14 protein-coding genes are annotated in these 15,910 nt (G+C 59.9%); 7 read left to right on the forward strand and 7 right to left on the reverse strand.

Annotated features, from left to right (window positions below):
* Window positions 1-309 precede the first annotated feature (309 nt).
* The 6 genes from CDA63_RS16495 to CDA63_RS16520 all read left to right on the forward strand — a co-directional run bounded on the left by CDA63_RS16495 (window position 310) and on the right by CDA63_RS16520 (window position 5,961).
* Window positions 310-2,358 carry a BatA domain-containing protein gene (locus CDA63_RS16495; protein WP_088465564.1) on the forward strand — a complete coding sequence of 683 codons (2,049 nt, stop codon included), beginning with the start codon at window positions 310-312 and terminating at the stop codon, window positions 2,356-2,358.
* 94 nt (window positions 2,359-2,452) lie between these two features.
* A complete protein-coding gene (locus CDA63_RS16500) occupies window positions 2,453-3,040 on the forward strand; it encodes a DUF4199 domain-containing protein (protein WP_262490671.1) in 588 nt (195 codons plus the stop codon).
* Window positions 3,041-3,085: 45 nt separating this feature from the next.
* Window positions 3,086-3,616: a DUF4199 domain-containing protein gene (locus CDA63_RS16505; protein WP_088465566.1), complete on the forward strand. Its 531-nt coding sequence runs from the start codon at window positions 3,086-3,088 to the stop codon at window positions 3,614-3,616.
* A complete protein-coding gene (locus CDA63_RS16510; protein ID WP_088465567.1) occupies window positions 3,609-4,595 on the forward strand; it encodes a glycosyltransferase family 2 protein in 987 nt (328 codons plus the stop codon). Before CDA63_RS16505 ends, CDA63_RS16510 begins: the two co-directional genes overlap by 8 nt.
* A 3-nt stretch (window positions 4,596-4,598) precedes the next feature.
* Window positions 4,599-5,723: a glycosyltransferase gene (locus CDA63_RS16515; protein WP_088465568.1), complete on the forward strand. Its 1,125-nt coding sequence runs from the start codon at window positions 4,599-4,601 to the stop codon at window positions 5,721-5,723.
* Between the two features lie 22 nt (window positions 5,724-5,745).
* Window positions 5,746-5,961, forward strand: a complete 216-nt coding sequence (locus CDA63_RS16520) for a hypothetical protein (protein WP_088465569.1) — start codon at window positions 5,746-5,748, stop codon at window positions 5,959-5,961.
* Between the two features lie 6 nt (window positions 5,962-5,967).
* Here CDA63_RS16520 and CDA63_RS16525 read toward each other — a convergent pair whose 3' ends face one another.
* From CDA63_RS16525 to purB, 3 genes are all read right to left on the reverse strand, one after another.
* Complete coding sequence (locus CDA63_RS16525) at window positions 5,968-7,065, reverse strand: glycosyltransferase family 9 protein (protein ID WP_088465570.1); 1,098 nt, start codon at window positions 7,063-7,065, stop codon at window positions 5,968-5,970.
* Window positions 7,066-7,288: 223 nt separating this feature from the next.
* Window positions 7,289-8,455, reverse strand: a complete 1,167-nt coding sequence (locus CDA63_RS16530) for a lipoprotein N-acyltransferase Lnb domain-containing protein (protein ID WP_088465571.1) — start codon at window positions 8,453-8,455, stop codon at window positions 7,289-7,291.
* Between the two features lie 84 nt (window positions 8,456-8,539).
* The gene (purB, locus tag CDA63_RS16535) at window positions 8,540-9,889 is read right to left on the reverse strand and encodes an adenylosuccinate lyase (protein WP_088465572.1); all 1,350 of its coding nucleotides are present in this window, start codon (window positions 9,887-9,889) and stop codon (window positions 8,540-8,542) included.
* Window positions 9,890-10,161: 272 nt separating this feature from the next.
* Between purB and CDA63_RS16540 the strand changes: the two genes are divergently transcribed.
* The gene (locus tag CDA63_RS16540) at window positions 10,162-12,309 is read left to right on the forward strand and encodes a biosynthetic peptidoglycan transglycosylase (protein WP_165768351.1); all 2,148 of its coding nucleotides are present in this window, start codon (window positions 10,162-10,164) and stop codon (window positions 12,307-12,309) included.
* 222 nt (window positions 12,310-12,531) lie between these two features.
* On the opposite strand, the gene CDA63_RS16545 is transcribed toward CDA63_RS16540, so the two are convergent.
* The 4 genes from CDA63_RS16545 to hemG form a co-directional block, all read right to left on the reverse strand.
* Entirely contained in the window at window positions 12,532-13,467 is a 936-nt protein-coding gene (locus tag CDA63_RS16545; protein ID WP_088465574.1) for a TerC family protein, read from the reverse strand.
* 54 nt (window positions 13,468-13,521) lie between these two features.
* Window positions 13,522-14,337 carry a polyprenol monophosphomannose synthase gene (locus CDA63_RS16550; RefSeq protein WP_088465575.1) on the reverse strand — a complete coding sequence of 272 codons (816 nt, stop codon included), beginning with the start codon at window positions 14,335-14,337 and terminating at the stop codon, window positions 13,522-13,524.
* A gap of 130 nt (window positions 14,338-14,467) precedes the next feature.
* A complete protein-coding gene (locus CDA63_RS16555) occupies window positions 14,468-14,791 on the reverse strand; it encodes a hypothetical protein (RefSeq protein ID WP_126546908.1) in 324 nt (107 codons plus the stop codon).
* Window positions 14,719-15,801, reverse strand: a complete 1,083-nt coding sequence (hemG, locus tag CDA63_RS16560) for a protoporphyrinogen oxidase (RefSeq protein WP_165768352.1) — start codon at window positions 15,799-15,801, stop codon at window positions 14,719-14,721. Before hemG ends, CDA63_RS16555 begins: the two co-directional genes overlap by 73 nt.
* Window positions 15,802-15,910: the final 109 nt, after the last annotated feature.

Here is a 15,910-nt window from a genome sequence, read left to right on the forward strand (position 1 = left end):
ACTGCCTTCACCGGTGGGAGAGTCGGTCGCCGCCAACCTTATCTACAAGTCGCCCCGCGGCGTCCAGCGTCCCCACTTGGGGAGCCGGATGCGCGGGGCGACTTGCGTTGATGCCCGCCCCAGTGCCAGGGGAACCAGGAGACATGTATTAAGCTGCGTCGAAAGATTAAAGCCAGTGAGAATATTCTATAAAGATATTCTCACTGGCTTTTTCCGTTTACCCAAATTGGATTCCCAACTCTGTTGGCAGTGTAATGAGTTACGCGGGCTTTTTTGTGGTTATCTTCACGATCTTACTCCTTGTCCTGCATGGTATTTACGTATCCGTGGTTTTTACTAGGGTTGCTGGCTGTAGCCATACCCATTGCCATCCATTTATTCGAGTTGCGGAAACCTCAGCGGCTGTTGTTCTCTAACGTGGAGTTCATTCGGGAGGTGAAGCTAGTAACGGCCCGGCAACGCAAGCTTAAGCATCTGCTGGTACTAGCGGCCCGCATTGGGCTGGTGGTTTTCCTAGTATTGCTGTTCGCGCAACCCTTTATCCCAGCTCCTGAACAAGCCGTTACTGGTAGCATAGTGCAGGTTGTGCTGGATGACTCACCTAGCATGCGCCAATTGGGAGCTAATGACCAATCAGTATTGGAGCAGGCTATTGAGCAGGCTGCTGATTTACCACTTGCCTTTCCGGCTGCGGCCCGCTTTGGCCTCTCGCCGGGTGTGCGCGAGCCGTTAAGCGAATCAGCTTTTCGGAGTGCAGTGGAGCAGGTACAGGTGAGTGGGCAGGCTGGGGAATTGGGGCGAGCATTGGGACAACGGCAACAGTACCGCACATTGGGTCAAGGTCCGTTGTTTGTCTTCTCTGACTTTCAACGAGGCGAGCTAACGGCCCGCGACTTGCAACAGCTTGACACGACACAACGGGTGTTTCTAGTACCGACGGTGGCCAAACCTGCTGCCAATGTGTATGTGGACAGCGTGTGGCTGGACGACGGTTTCGTACGGGCTGATGTAGATCTGACGTTACATATCCGCCTAAAAAACGGAGGACAGTTGCCTGCCGAGAACTGCCAGGCTAAGATGTTCATCGGCCCACGCCAAGCCGCTATTTTCCAGGCGACGGTGCCAGCCCAGCAGACAGTTACCACGCAAGTCCGGGTGCGGCTGACGGGCCAACAGGTGCAGTCGTGCCGGGTGGAGGTTGATGACTTCCCTGTTGACTTTGACAACTCGTATTATTTCACGCTGCAACCTGCCGCTCGCATAAAAGTGGTAGAAGTATCCGCTGCAGAGCAACTGGGTCGCCTTTACAGCAACGAACCATTATTTGCTTACGAGCACTCCGGCGTGCAGACGGCTGACTATCGTAAGCTGGCTGAAAGCAACCTGCTGGTGCTACGCGAAGCGCCAGTAGTACCAGCGGGCCTGCGTGAGAACTTGCGACGGGCGGTACAGCAGGGAGCCACGCTGGTAGTGGTGCCCTCTATGTCTGTTAGCAGTCACGAATCATATGGGCAGTTGTTTCGGGAACTCGGGTTAGGGCCGGCGCAGTGGCAGACGGTGCCGCCGGCTGGTCCGGTGCTGCAGGAGGTGGCTATGCCCAACACGCGCAACCCTTTTTTTCAGGACGTATTTGCGGGCGTTAGTCCTCGGGCCGGGATGCCTAAAGCCGCCCCAGTATTGCGCTGGGCGCGTACGGGTACCGAAGTTCTACGGATGCGGGATGGAGAAAGCTACTTGGCGGGTTTCTCCAGCGGGGCGGGCATGGTGTACGTTTTTTCGGCTCCGTTCAGCGCTCCGTACTCCGACTTCACTCAGCACCCGCTGTTTGTGCCGGTGCTCTATAAGCTGGCTATGCAGAGCTATCGGCAGGAACAGCAGCTAGCCTACCGCCTCAACCAAAACGCCGTGAGCTTACGATTGGCGCAGGCCGCAGCGGCCGGGCCGGAGGCAGTGTATCAGTTGGTGCAGGATAGCTCCGTCTTCATTCCGGTGCATCGGCGGCAGGGCAATACGTTACGGCTGGAAATTCCGCCGGGTCTACGACAGCCAGGCTTCTATGACCTGCAACAGGCCGGCAAAGCTGTTGCAACCCTCGCCTTCAATTTTGATAAGCGCGAATCGGACTTGCGCAGCTATTCGGTGGCAGATTTGCGCCAGCTTATCGGTCCCAACCGGCCCAACGTGCAGGTGTATGAAACCAGCGGCGGCCAGACGGCGGCAGCTCGTTACAAGGCCACCCGGGTGGGAGTGCCGCTGTGGCGTTACTGCATCTGGGGGGCGCTAGCCTGCCTGTTACTGGAAGCTTTGTTATTGCGCTGGAACCGCCGCCCCGCTCCTCAGCCCGTTGTCGCGACGTAAAAACCGCGCTCAAATCAGGTTTCTGGGGTTACATGATAAACGCCGGGTGGTTTGGCCGATTGGATAAAAATTCGGTGTGCGCTGCTTCGCGGCGGTGGCAGTTGGGCCACTTGTAAGGCCAACTAGTATCTTGCCGCCCCATTCGCTTCCTGCCTTGAAACCAACTACCGCTACCCCGAGTCCCGTTTTACGTACTGCCGTACTTTGCGGAGCCATAACCGGGGCTCTGTGCTTCGTCTGGGTGCTGTTTCTATATGTCAGCGACAATAATCCGTATGGCCCCAAACGTACGTTGGCTGACTTCTTTCCGCCTATTGCCGCTATTGCCAGCCAAGTACTGTTGCGGCGCTATTATCAGCCCGAGGGGCCGGGGCTCTGGAAATCGATTGGAACGGGGATGCTCACGACACTAGTTGTGGCCCTGATAGCGGCGGCAACGCTGTATCTGTTTGCGCGGCTAACGGGGCCAGGGCTAATTGAGCAGCATCTGGCCGAAGCCCGGCTGTTGCTGGAAAATACGAAGGCGCTGTACTTGAAAGAAGCCAATGGCTTGCAGCAGTACGAGGCTACGTTGCGCAATCTGGCCCGAACGCCGGCTGGGTTTGCCCAGGATGAGTTCTTTAAGAAACTGTTCTTTGGAGTGCTCATCAGCCTGCCAGGTGGGGTGTTTTTGCGGAAATAATATACCTTCCCGCCATCAACCAACCTTCACCAACCTGTTTGTACTATGGAAAACACTACTACGCCCGCTGTTACGCCTGCTTCCGTTGCTATTCGCTACGGACTGTTAGTCGGTATCGTCACGGTTATCTACTCCCTGATTCTGATGGCGACGGGCCTGGAGCAGAATCCTCTTCTAGGATTTGTCACGTTCGGTATTCTGATTGTGGGCATTGTGCTGGCTCATAAATACTTTAAACAGAACAACGGGGGCTTCATGAGCTATGGCCAGGGTTTGGGTATAGCCACTATTATGGGAGCAATTATTGGGACTCTGAGCAGCATATTCCGGTACATCTACGTCAACTTCGTCGATGCGGAATATACTCAGCGCACCCTTGAAGCAGCCCGCACCAAGCTGGAAACGGATGGCTTGAGCGATGAGCAGATTGAGCAAGCTATGGCAATCACGACCAAGATGATGCCGAACGGTCCCATCAGTATTGTGTGGGGAATTCTGGCTACGGCATTCTTTGGCTTCCTGCTGGCTCTGGTTATTGCCGCTTTCACCAAAAACAACCGTCCCGAGTTTGAGTAAGCGCCTTTCGCAGCATTACCCGGTGGAGCTGTCCATCGTCATTCCGCTGCTCAACGAAGCCGAGTCGTTGCCCGAGCTCACGCGCTGGATTCACCGCGTGTTGGCTGAGCACGGGCTCACCTATGAAGTTATCCTCATCGACGACGGCTCGACCGACGACTCTTGGGACGTAATCGAAGAGCTAGCCGCCACCGATATCCACCTGCGCGGCATCCGCTTCAACCGCAACTACGGCAAGTCGGCGGCCCTGAACGTGGGCTTTAAGGAAACGACGGGCCGGGTGGTGTGCACCATGGACGCCGATTTGCAGGACTCGCCCGAGGAGTTGCCGGATTTATACCGCATGGTGACGCAGGATGGCCTTGACCTGGTGAGCGGCTGGAAGAAAAAGCGCTTCGACCCGCTCAGCAAAACCCTGCCCACCAAACTCTTTAACGGTGTTACGCGCTGGATTTCGGGTATTCCGCTGCACGATTTCAACTGCGGCCTGAAGGCCTACGATAGTCGGGTGGTGAAAAGCATTGAGGTGTACGGCGAAATGCACCGCTACATCCCCGTTATTGCCAAGTGGGCCGGTTTCCGACGCATCGGTGAGAAGGTGGTGCAACACCAGGAGCGCAAGTACGGCACCACCAAGTTTGGGCTGGAGCGGTTCGTGTACGGCTTCCTCGATCTGATGAGCATCACGTTCGTGAGCCGGTTCCGGCGGCGGCCGATGCACTTTTTCGGGGCCATGGGGTCGGTTTCGTTTCTGCTCGGCATGCTGATTACGCTGGGGCTGGTGGTCGATAAGGTGTGGCACTCGTGGCAGAACCTGCCTACCCGCGACGTGACGGCCCAACCGCTGTTTTTCCTGGCGCTAGCAGCGGTTATTGTGGGTGTACAGTTATTTCTGGCCGGTTTTCTGGCTGAAATGATTCAGCTTAACGGCGACAACCGCAACGACTACTTGGTGAAGGAGCGACTTAACTTGAAGTAATACATGCGCGTCGTCATCATCGGGCCGGCGTACCCGCTGCGGGGCGGCCTGGCCACTTACAACGAGCGGTTGGCCCGGGCTTTCCAACAGGCGGGCGACGAAGTGCGCCTCGTGACGTTTTCGTTGCAGTACCCCAATTTCCTGTTTCCCGGCCAGACCCAGTTCAGCACCGAATCAGGCCCTGCCGATCTGAATATCGACGTCAGTCTGAATTCGGTGAATCCGCTTTCGTGGTGGAAGGTGGGGCAGCAACTGCGCCGGGAGCGGCCCGATCTGGTGATTTTCCGGTTTTGGCTGCCGTTTATGGGGCCGGCACTGGGTACGGTGGCCCGGCTCGCCGCCCGCAACGGCCACACCCGCGTAGTGGCCATCACCGACAACGTGATTCCGCACGAAAAGCGCCCCGGCGACCGGCCGCTCACGCGCTACTTCCTCAGTGCCTGCCACGGCTTCGTGACCATGAGCCGGGCCGTGCTGGCCGATCTGCGCCGCCTGCACTTCAATCAGCCTGCCCTCTACCGCCCCCACCCGCTCTACGACAACTTTGGCCCCGCCAAGCCCAAAGCCGCTGCTTTGGCGGCCCTGGGCCTCGACCCCGCGTTTGGCTACCTGTTGTTCTTTGGCTTCATCCGCGCCTACAAGGGGCTGGATATTCTGCTCGAAGCCTTCGCCGACGAGCGCCTGGCCGCGCTGCCCCTCAAGCTCATTATCGCGGGCGAATACTACGAGGACGCCGCGCCTTATGAGGTTCTCATCAAGCAGCATAGCCTGGAAAGCCGCCTAGTGAGGGCCACCGACTTCATTCCTAACGAGAAAGTAGTGGATTACTTCTGCGCCGCCGACATCGTGGTGCAGCCTTATAAGAACGCAACCCAAAGCGGCGTCTCGCAGATTGCCTACCACTTCGGCCGCCCCATGCTGGTGACCGACGTGGGTGGATTGGCTGAGCTGATTCCTGATGGTGAAGTAGGCTACGTGGTACCGCCCAGTCCTCAAGCCATTGCCGACGCGCTGGTTGATTTCTACGAGCAGCAGCGGGAGGCTGAATTTATGGCCGGCGTGGAGGCGAAGAAGCGTGAGTTTTCGTGGGAGGTGATGGTGGCCGCGCTGAAGGAAGTGGCGGGCTAATTCAAAAAAGCGTTTCTTAGATATGAAGTATCGAATCGATATTGGCAGTCCAGTTGACTACGAGGAGTTGGTTGCCTACGTAATTATCAACGGGCAACAAGTGGCCTTGATCAACCAAGATAAAGGAAGTAATGCAGTGATGGTAGAGTTACTGGATACACACGCGAACGGTAAGGGGGTAGAATTCGACGTGTTGATTGAGGCTTTACAAAAAGCTAAAAAAATCCTTTTAGGCTGAATAGCCTTAAGATATAGCCACGCTCGCTCGCACCGCCTCAAATACCTTTTCCGCTGGCAACTCCTCCATGCAGCCCGGGCCTCCCAGCTTGCAGGTGCCGCGGTAGAAGCAGACGCACTGCTTATTCGGTTGCACGATCTGGCCACGACCGTAAAGGTCGAATTCGTAGGGGTTGAAGATGTTGTTCATCAGGATGGTGGGCTTGCGCAGGGCGATGCTGATGTGCATGGCCATGGTTACCTGCGTCACGATGCCATCCATTTGGTGCATGAGGTTGATGAACTGGGGCAGGGGGAAGGTGCCCAGGTAGGCCGCGCCGGTGGCGGCGTGCAGGCGTTGGTTGCGCTCGTCCTCGGCCGCGCCGCCCAGCAGCACGGGGGCGTAGCCGGCCTGCTGAAGCTGGCCAATGAGGGTGATCCACTTCTCGTCGCTCCACAGGCGCGTCGTCCACCGGTCGCCGCAGCCAGTGTTGAGGCCGATGCGGGGGTGGCTGGTGGGCAGTTGGCTCCAGTCGTAGCCCTGGTCCTCGTGGGTGTCGAACACGTATTCTTCGCCCCGGAACTCGTAGCCGCAGAGTTCAAATATTTCCTGCACGTAGGGCTTCTGGTTCTGCTGGCTGAGCTCGTCGAACACGCCCGTCAGGTACTTGTGGTTGGCCAGTTCGCCGACCGGCCAAGCCACGCCGTGGCGGGGGTGCAGCTGGTAACCGAACTTCTGGGTGGCCCGAATGCTGTCCAGCATGGCGCAGGCCTCCTTGTCTTTGTCAAGGTTGAAGAGTAGGTCGAACTCGCGCTGTTGCAGGTGTAGCACGCTGGGCAAATCCAGCTTTAGCACCTCGTCAATCTGGCCCTGGGGCAGAATGGCGGGGGTGAGCGTGAGCCAGGTGATTTTACTGTTGGGGTACTCCTGGCGCAGCCGCCGCAGCAACGGCGTGGTACGGATAACGTCGCCGATGGCCCCGAGCTTAATGATAAGAATGCGCTGCTGGATAGGTGCGTACACCGGGCAGCCGGCACACTGGTAGCCGTGCTCCTTGTTGGGGCGGCAGGGAATATCGCCCCGGAAGTGGCGGCAGTCGGGATGAACGGTGATGCCGTTGAGCATGCTGGTGGAGGCTTGGAGGATGAGCGTCTGGAACGAAGTGGAAGCTCTTCGCCGCGGAGATGAGCCGGTAAAAGTAGCAGGCTGGAAGGAATTGGTAGTGTAGGCCAGCGTTTATTCAGGCGCGTGGCTTGGGCTGTCGCGAGCTGCCTATGCCTCCGAGGAGTGCGCGACAAGCGCCACCTAGTGGTCTGCGCACTACCGCTGATCTGGCCACGCGCAAGGCCTATACTAGGCGACATTGACGCCTGAAGATGACTAGCTGGGCAAATAGCAGCGTCAGTAATAGCCCAACTTCCGGGAGCAGCTGCGCGTAGTAAATTGTGGTGCCCAATAAGCTGCTCAACACCAAAAGCACCAAGGAAATAGTGGTGTACAACTGCCACCGGGGATTTGGGCGCGCAAATCCGAGGACCAAGTGAGTGGGCAGCAGCCACAGCAACTGGTAATTACTGTGGGTGGGCGCGTGCAGGGAAAACCAGCTTAGGCCGAGCAACACGCACCCCACTAACCCAACCACGACGAACAACCCGCGCCGCATGATGCGGCTGGGCCCGGCGAAACGAGCCGGTAGCCGATACGCCAACAGCGAGGTGGCCCCTATCACCAGAAAGCACAAGGCCGGCGGGAAACCAACTGGATTGGTGGCGGCTGGTTGCGTGGCTACGAAGAGCGGATGCGCTTGACTAACGAAGGGGCGCTGCCGACGGGTCATTCGGGCCAGGGCATCTGCCAACTCGGTGGGCAGGAATAGCCGCTGCCGGAACGTGGTGGACTGGTCAGCTGGCCAACCCAGGCCCAGGTTCATGCCCAGCTTTACCCACGGAGCCGGAGCCAGGTAGGGAGCCAGCAACTGCCGGTAAGTGGGCGCGGGTGCGGCATAAGATGAATCTACTCGTGCCGGCGCGGTGAGGCTGGTGCTAATTAACTCGAAGAGGCGCGTCGTACAGTTATCAGCGAAGAACTGATACCGGTAGTACCTGGCCGGCGAGTGGAGCGTCGTTTCCAGGCGGTGGTAGATGCGTTGCGCTTCAGTGGGGTCCAGGTCCAGGACTTGTTCGGATAGCGTGCGGTTTTCCTGCTGGTAAGCCAACTGGAACCGATCGGAAGAGGTAGCCGACAGGAAGTAGCGTAAATCGCCGCGCAGAAAACGCCAGTAGAAATTTGGCGTTTGGAAATCGAAGGTACCGTAGTTGTACACCCGGTCCAGCTCCCGGGCCGGGTCGGTAATGCGCAGGGCCGAATGACCAAACAGGGCGTACATTTCGGGGCCGGGCGCGCACGTGAGCAGGCTGACGCGGGCGGTACCCGATAAAGCCGCCGGTGCCGCGGTAGCGCCCACCGGGATGGCTAGCAGCCAGAGAAACGCCCCAAACAAGAAGCGAATAAGCATAGCATAGCCGTGAGTTGGTAAGCAAAGTTCTGGTTGAAATACGGCGGGGCAGAGGTGTCAACCTTGCGCCGCTGCCCCGCCGTCCTACACCCCCACGTAGTTCTGGGGCGTAATGGCGCGTAGCTCCTGCTTCACCGATTCGCTCACGTCGAGGCCGTCCACGAACTCGCGGATGGTGGCCTGGGAAATGGCGGTGCCGGTGCGAGTAAGGGCTTTGAGGGCGTTGTAGGGGTCGGGATAGTTTTCGCGGCGCAGGATGGTTTGCAGCGCCTCGGCCACCACGGCCCAGTTGGCTTCCAGGTCGCGGTCGAGGGCGGCTTCGTCGAGGGCCAGCTTGCCGAGGCCGCGTTGCAAGGCGGTGAGGGCAATGAGGGCGTGGCCCAGGGGCACTCCGAGGTTGCGCAGTACCGTCGAGTCGGTGAGGTCGCGCTGGAGCCGCGAAATGGGCAGCTTGGCCGCCAGGTGTTCGAGCACGGCGTTGGCTAGGCCCAGGTTACCCTCGGCGTTTTCGAAATCGATGGGGTTCACCTTGTGGGGCATAGCCGAGGAGCCTACCTCGCCGGCCTTCACTGTCTGGCGGAAGTAGCCCAACGAAATGTACTGCCACACGTCGCGGGCCAGGTCGATGAGGATGGTGTTAATCCGCTTGAGGCCGTCGCAGAGGGCAGCCAGGTGGTCGTAGTGCTCGATTTGGGTGGTGGGGTGGCTGCGCTTGAGGCCTAACCGGCCTTCCACGAACTGCTGGCCGAAGGCGTGCCAGTCGGTGCCGGGGTAGGCTACGTAGTGGGCGTTGAAGTTGCCGGTAGCCCCGCCAAACTTGGCTCCGAAGGGCACCTGGGCCAGCAGCTCTACCTGGGCATCGAGCCGGGCCACGAACACCGCTATTTCTTTGCCCAGGCGGGTGGGCGAGGCCGGCTGACCGTGAGTGCGGGCCAGCATGGGCACGGCGGCCCAATCCTGGGCGCGGGCGGCCAGCTGGTTGCGCACGGCGGCGTAGGCGGGCAGCAGCGCATGAATCAGCGCATGCTGGAGGCTGAGCGGAATGGCCGTGTTGTTGATATCCTGCGAGGTGAGGCCGAAGTGAATGAACTCCAGGTACTGCCCCAGCCCCAAGGCCGCAAACTTATCCCGCAGGAAATATTCCACCGCCTTCACGTCGTGGTTGGTTACCTGCTCGTGGGCCTTTACAGCCTCGGCGTCGGCGGTAGTGAAGCCGGTGTAAATGGCCCGTAACGGTTCAAAAACGGCTTTATCAACGCTCACTAGCTGGGGTAGCGGCAGTTCTGCCAGCGCAATAAAGTACTCCACTTCCACCAGCACCCGGTAGCGAATCAGGGCCAGCTCGGAAAAATAGGCGGCCAGCGGAGCCGTTTGGCGGCGGTAGCGGCCATCGAGGGGGGAAACGGCGGTAAGGGGCGTGAGGTCGGCGTACATCGGCAGCGGGCTAGGAATGGATGAGCTGATGGAGCAGGGTAGCAGAACTCGGCTTCGTACTAGCTTCAACTGGCTAGCAGGTGAGTTTCAGCGGCTCCTATCAGCCTGTTGGTATGGTGCCAAAGGTAGCGCAAGCCAGCGGGCGAGCCAATTCGGGGCGCGGGCCTTTTTGTTTACCTTTGCGGCCGAAGCGGCTAGGGCCCGGCGACGAGTTTGGCCCGAATCTGGCTTCGCTCGGCTCCGGCTTCGTTTTTCTCCCCCGATTTGTACGCGTGACTTCAGCAACCAAGAAAAAAATCGGCTTCGGCCTGGGCATCCTGGTGGTGCTGCTCGCAGTGGGCCTCGGCGTGTTCCTGGCTAAGCGCCAGCAACTGCTCGAAATAGCCCTGGAGAAGGTAAAAGGGAAAGTGGAGCGCAAGTTTCCCGTTACGCTCACCTTCGGTCCGGCCCGGTTCACCGACCTCAACACGGTGCAGCTCGATGGCATCAGCCTAGTGCCCACCGCCGAAGCCTCGCTCACCGACACGCTGCTGCGGGCCCAGACCGTGCGCGCCTCGCTGAGCGTGCGCAGCCTGTTTGCCGGCCGGCCGGTGTTCAGCAACCTCGAAATCGACAAGGCCCGCCTGACCGCCCGCAAGGTGAGCGATGCACGCGACAACTACTCTTTCCTCTATAAGAAGGATAAGAACGCGCCCGCCGTGCCCCGCGATACCACCAAGGGCACCAACTACGGCCTGCTGGCCAACCAGCTGCTCGAAGCCGCCTTCGACAATGTGCCCGGTGAGGCCGATTTTCGCGACTTTCTCATCACCTACGATGGCCCCCGCCACCAGGCCCGCCTCGTGATGCCACGTTTGGCTATTGAAAGCGGCGAAATTTCGGGGGAGATGACTGCCCTCATCGACTCGGTGCAGAATCGGGTGGGCATCGTTGGCCATATCGACGCGGGCGACTACGAGGTGGATGCGCAGGTGTTCGGCCTCGACAAGCGGCCGGTGGTGCTACCCTACGTGCAGCGCCGCTACGGGGCCCGGGTGCAGTTCGATACCATCCGCGTAGCCCTCACCGACAAAGACCTGAGCCGCGACGAGCTGACGCTCAAGGGCACGGCTTCGGCGGTGAACTTCATCGTCAATCACCCCAAACTATCCGACCAGGATGTGCGGTTTCCGCGCGCGGGCATCGACTTTGTGACCCGACTGGGGCAGGCTTCCTTCGCGCTCGACAAGGGGACGCGGGTACTGCTCAACCGCATGGAGCTGTTTCCGCGGCTGAGCGTGCGCCGCCGGCCGGTACCCGAGCGGGTGGTAGGCAAGAACATCAACGGCCTCACCAGCCGCAGCCAGCTGCTAGCCGGGTTGGTGGTGAAGCTCGACGTGGAATCGGCCGAAACGCCGGCCAACGATTTCTTCGACGCGCTGCCCGAGGGTATGTTCGAGAGCCTGGAAGGCACCCGGGCCGAAGGCTCGCTCCGCTATAAGCTGCACGCAGCCCTCGACATGAACCAGCTTGACAGCCTGGAATTCGACTCGGGCTTGCGGGCCACCAAGTTCCGCATCACGCAGTTCGGGCGCGAAAACCTCAACAAGCTCAACCAGTCGTTCCGCTACACGGCTTATAACGACAAAGGCGACTCGGTGAAAACCTTCGCCGTCGGCCCCGAAAACCCCGAGTTTACGCCCTACAACCAAGTGGCCGACGAACTCAAGTACGCCATCATGACGGCCGAGGACCCGCGCTTCCTGACCCACCGGGGCTTTATGGAAAAGGCCTTTGTGAAGTCGGCCATCCAGAACCTCAAGGAGCGGCGCTTCGCCCGGGGCGGCAGCACGCTCTCGATGCAGCTGGTGAAAAACGTGTTCCTGACCCGCAAGAAAACCATCGTGCGCAAGGCCGAAGAGGCACTTATTGTCTGGATTATCGAGAATACCCGGCTGGCCAGCAAGCAGCGGATGCTGGAAGTGTACCTCAACATTATTGAGTGGGGGCCCAAAATTTACGGCGTTCATGAGGCGGCCGAGTTCTACTTCAATAAGCCGCCGGCCAACCTGAATCTGTCGGAAAGCCTGTTCCTAGCCAGCATTATTCCGAGTCCGAAGCGTTACCGGGCAGGCTTCAACCAGTACGGCGAAATGCGCGGCTCGGCCCGCTATTTCCAGCGCCTGATTGCCCAGCTCATGGCCCGGCGCGGCTTCATCACGACGGAACAGGCTCAGAGTGTGGGTGGCGTGAGCTTCAGCGGCCGTGGGCTGCGGGCCATGGATTTTATCCCTCGTCCCGTGGTCGATTCCACCTTGATGCTGCTACGCGCCGACTCCACCAAATTCAACGATCCTATCGATCTGCTCGACCTGCTCGGTGGTGGCGTTCCTCCCAGCCAGGAAGTTCCCCCAACCACGACTACCCCTCCTAAGCCGTAAGCGAGAAAAAGACTGAGTGAGAGTGCTACTATTGTGAGTTGCACGACGAAATTCGTCTTCACGCAGCCAAAAATGCTTGGTCGCCAGTAAACACAAAGCCCCTGACGTGCGCACGTCAGGGGCTTTGTGTTTACTGGAAGTCTGGTGCTACGCAAAGCATGAATTCTGTCGTGCTACTCGCAATGCCAGCACCCGTACTCACTCACTCACTCACTCACTCACTCACTCACTCGCGGCTTCCTCCTCCGGCTTCGGAAACAGCAACGACAGCACTACGGAAGCTACTAAGATGAGGCCGACCGCGCCCAGTGAAACGGCCATGGAGATGTGGATAAAGCTTTCGACCAGCAGCTTGCCGCCAATGAACACCAGAATGAGGGCTAACCCATAGTGCAGGTAGTGGAACAGACGCATGAGGCCTTCGAGGGCGAAATAAAGCGCCCGCAGCCCCAGCAGGGCAAACACGTTGCTGGTGTACACAATGAACGTGTCGCGCGACACGGCCAAGATGGCGGGGATGGAGTCGGCGGCAAATACCACGTCGGTAGTTTCTACCATGACCAGCACTACCAGCAGGGGAGTGGCGAAGAGAAGACCGTCTTTGCGAACGAAGAACTTACTCCCGTGCAGTTGGCTGGTGATGGGCAGGTGGCGGCTCAGAAACTTAACGACCGGGTTGCTGTCGGGGTCGATATCGGGCTCGGCGCCGGCGGTGGCCATCTTGATGCCTGTATACACGAGAAATGCCCCGAGCACGTACATGAGGAAGTGAAACTTGGCCAGCAACGCCGCCCCCACCAGAATAAAGATTGCCCGCAGCACCAGCGCCCCCAGAATACCCCAGAACAGGATTTTGTGCTGGTATTGCGGGGGGACTTTGAAGTAGCTGAAGATGAGTAGGAACACAAACAGGTTGTCCACACTCAGCGATTTTTCGATGAGGTAGCCAGTGAGAAACTCCATCGCGGCTGCCTTGCCCAGCCACTGGTATATCAGGTAGTTGAAGCTCAGCGACAGGGCTATCCAGAAGGCGCTCCAGCCCAGGGCTTCGCGCATACTCACCACGTGGTCGCGGCGGTTGAAAACCAGCAGGTCGAGCAGCAGCAGGGCCAGCACAAACAGGTTGAAGCCGACCCAGAATAAGGGGGAGTTATCCATTACCGGCAAGATACGCGGTGGCCGCTAAACGGTACCGGGCCTCTCCGGCGCGGCCTAGCGCGAGGTTGGGCTGGTAGGGCCGGCCCCGGCAGTGGCCAGCGTGCCGCCGGGCGGGCGAGTGGGATTGGCCGCCGCGTCGGGCAGCTCGAATCGCTTAAACAGGCTGCTGAGCTTCATTTGCAACACTCCAAAAAAGGCCTCCTTGAAGATGCCCTTGCTCATTTTAGAGGTGCCCCGGGTGCGGTCGGTAAAGATAATAGGCACTTCCGTGAGGCGAAAACCGTACTTATATGCCAGCCATTTCATCTCAATCTGGAAGGCGTAGCCTACAAACCGGATTTGCTCGCGCGGAATGGCCCGCAGCACCCGGGCCGTGTAGCATTTGAAGCCAGCAGTAGCGTCCATGATGGGCATGCGGGTGATGAAGCGCACGTAAGCCGAAGCGAAGTACGACATCAGGACCCGGTTCATGGGCCAGTTCACGACGTTCACGCCCTGGATGTAGCGCGAGCCGATGGCCAGGTCGTAGCCCTGGTGGGCGCAGGCGTCATAGAGGCGCATCAGGTCCTCGGGGTTGTGGGAGAAGTCGGCGTCCATCTCAAATACGTACTCGTAGCCCCGGTCGAGGGCCCAGCGGAAGCCGTGCAGGTAAGCCGTACCCAGGCCCAGCTTGCCCTTGCGCTCCTCTAGGAATAGTCGGTCACCGAACTCGGCCATCAGCCGCCGCACAATATCAGCCGTGCCATCGGGCGAGCCATCATCAATGATGAGCACGTCGAAGGCTTGCGGCAGCGAGAAAACCTTGCGGATGATGAGCTCCACGTTTTCCCGCTCGTTGTAGGTCGGTATTAAGACAAGGCCGTCAGTCATTGCTGCAAAGGTAGAATTTTGAGCGAGTACCGAAACAACGGCTGGCCGGACCCCCGAAACCAGGGCAATTACAACGAAAAGATGCGGTAATACCCGTTCGGGTTGCCCGCCTCCGGTATCGCCCGCATATCTACCGGCCAGTGGCCAGGGTGGCAGCCAGCTGCCGGGCGTGGCGCACGCAGTCGGGCACGCCCACGCCGGCCCGCCAGTTGGCCGTGGCAAACAGGCCCTGGGCTTGCAGGGTGTCGGCGGCGGCGTGGGCCGGCCCGATGCGGGCATCGAATTGCGGTATGGCCCGCTCCCAATAGTAGCGGTGCTGCCAGGCGGGGGCGGCCCCGGCTCGTAGGCCGTAGAAGCGGCTCAGTTCGGCATGCACTGCCGCTAGCTGGTCGCTGGCGGGCTCACGGGCCTGGGGCTCATACTGGCTGCCACCCACGAAGGTGGTAAACAGCACCTGCCCGGCCGGGCGCGCCCCGGAAAAATGGAGCTGGTCCAGATGCTGCCGGCGGCGTATGGCTGTTCGGCCTTGGGGTGCAGGGCCCCGAAGCCATCGAGCGGGTGGCCCACATCGGCGCGCGGGTAGGCAGTGTAGATGGCGGCCATGGGCGGGTAATACACGGCGGCCAGGGCGTCGGCCTGCGCCGGAAATTGCTCGGCCAGCAGCGGGGCAGCGGCGTAGGTGGGCAGCGCCAGCACCACCTGCTGGTAGAGGCGCGGGGCGGGCCCGGCGGTGGTATCGATTTCCCAGCGGCCATCGGTAGCGTGGCGGTGCAAGCGCGTAACGGCCTGGCCAAAGTGGGCGCGGCGCAGCTTCGCGGCCAGGGCGTTGGGCAGCGTTTGCAGGCCCCCAGCCAGCGACACGATGCGGCGGCGGCCGGCGGCGTTCTTCGTCTTCATCAGCCCGCGCAGCACCGAGCCGTGCTGCTGCTCCAGGGCTGCCAGCTGCGGAAAGGTTTTGTGCAGCAGCAGCTTCGTGGGGTCGCCGGCATAAATACCCGAAATGAACGGGTTGAGGGCGTATTCCACTACTTCGGGACCGAAGCGCCGGCCGAAAAACTCGCTCAGCGTTTCGTGCTCGTTCGTGGGTTCGGCCTTGCGGAATAGTTCGCGCACAATGTTCCAGCGGCCGGCCAGGCTGAAGAACTTGCCAGTCAGCAAACCGGGCGGCGAGGCGGGTAGCTGCTGGTAGGCGCCGCCGCGCAGTACGTAGCGGTTCTGGCTCACGGCGGCGGCATCTTCGAGCTGACTGGTGAGACCCAACTCGTTCACCAGCGCGGCCAACTCCTCGGACAGCTGCAAAGAGTTGGGGCCGATTTCGAGCAGGTAGTCGCCGTGCTGCTCCGAGCGGATGGTGCCACCGGGCCGGGCCGACGCCTCGAACAGGTCGTAGTCGAGCCCCGCCCGTTGCAGGCCCCAGGCCAGCGTAAGGCCCGAAATACCGCCGCCGATGATTGCAATAGCCATTTTCTGTCGTGTGATTGGGAAAGGTAGGAGCAAAGATACGGTCATCCGGAGCGGCGCGAAGCACCTGGGATGACGGTACTCAACAGAAGAATCGCCAGCAGGTTCCTTT

It is taken from the genome of Hymenobacter amundsenii (assembly GCF_002204745.1).
GTDB classification, from domain to species: Bacteria; Bacteroidota; Bacteroidia; order Cytophagales; family Hymenobacteraceae; genus Hymenobacter; species Hymenobacter amundsenii.

What these genes read in the sequence shown, in the direction of transcription:
- CDA63_RS16520 (WP_088465569.1), top strand. Translation starts at nt 5,746, where the DNA reads ATGAAGTATCGAATCGATATTGGCAGTCCAGTTGACTACGAGGAGTTG.
- CDA63_RS16545 (WP_088465574.1), bottom strand. Translation starts at nt 13,467, where the DNA reads ATGGATAACTCCCCCTTATTCTGGGTCGGCTTCAACCTGTTTGTGCTG.
- CDA63_RS16495 (WP_088465564.1), top strand. Translation starts at nt 310, where the DNA reads ATGGTATTTACGTATCCGTGGTTTTTACTAGGGTTGCTGGCTGTAGCC.
- CDA63_RS16530 (WP_088465571.1), bottom strand. Translation starts at nt 8,455, where the DNA reads ATGCTTATTCGCTTCTTGTTTGGGGCGTTTCTCTGGCTGCTAGCCATC.
- purB (WP_088465572.1), bottom strand. Translation starts at nt 9,889, where the DNA reads ATGTACGCCGACCTCACGCCCCTTACCGCCGTTTCCCCCCTCGATGGC.
- CDA63_RS16550 (WP_088465575.1), bottom strand. Translation starts at nt 14,337, where the DNA reads ATGACTGACGGCCTTGTCTTAATACCGACCTACAACGAGCGGGAAAAC.
- hemG (WP_165768352.1), bottom strand. Translation starts at nt 15,801, where the DNA reads ATGGCTATTGCAATCATCGGCGGCGGTATTTCGGGCCTTACGCTGGCC.
- CDA63_RS16505 (WP_088465566.1), top strand. Translation starts at nt 3,086, where the DNA reads ATGGAAAACACTACTACGCCCGCTGTTACGCCTGCTTCCGTTGCTATT.
- CDA63_RS16515 (WP_088465568.1), top strand. Translation starts at nt 4,599, where the DNA reads ATGCGCGTCGTCATCATCGGGCCGGCGTACCCGCTGCGGGGCGGCCTG.
- CDA63_RS16525 (WP_088465570.1), bottom strand. Translation starts at nt 7,065, where the DNA reads ATGCTCAACGGCATCACCGTTCATCCCGACTGCCGCCACTTCCGGGGC.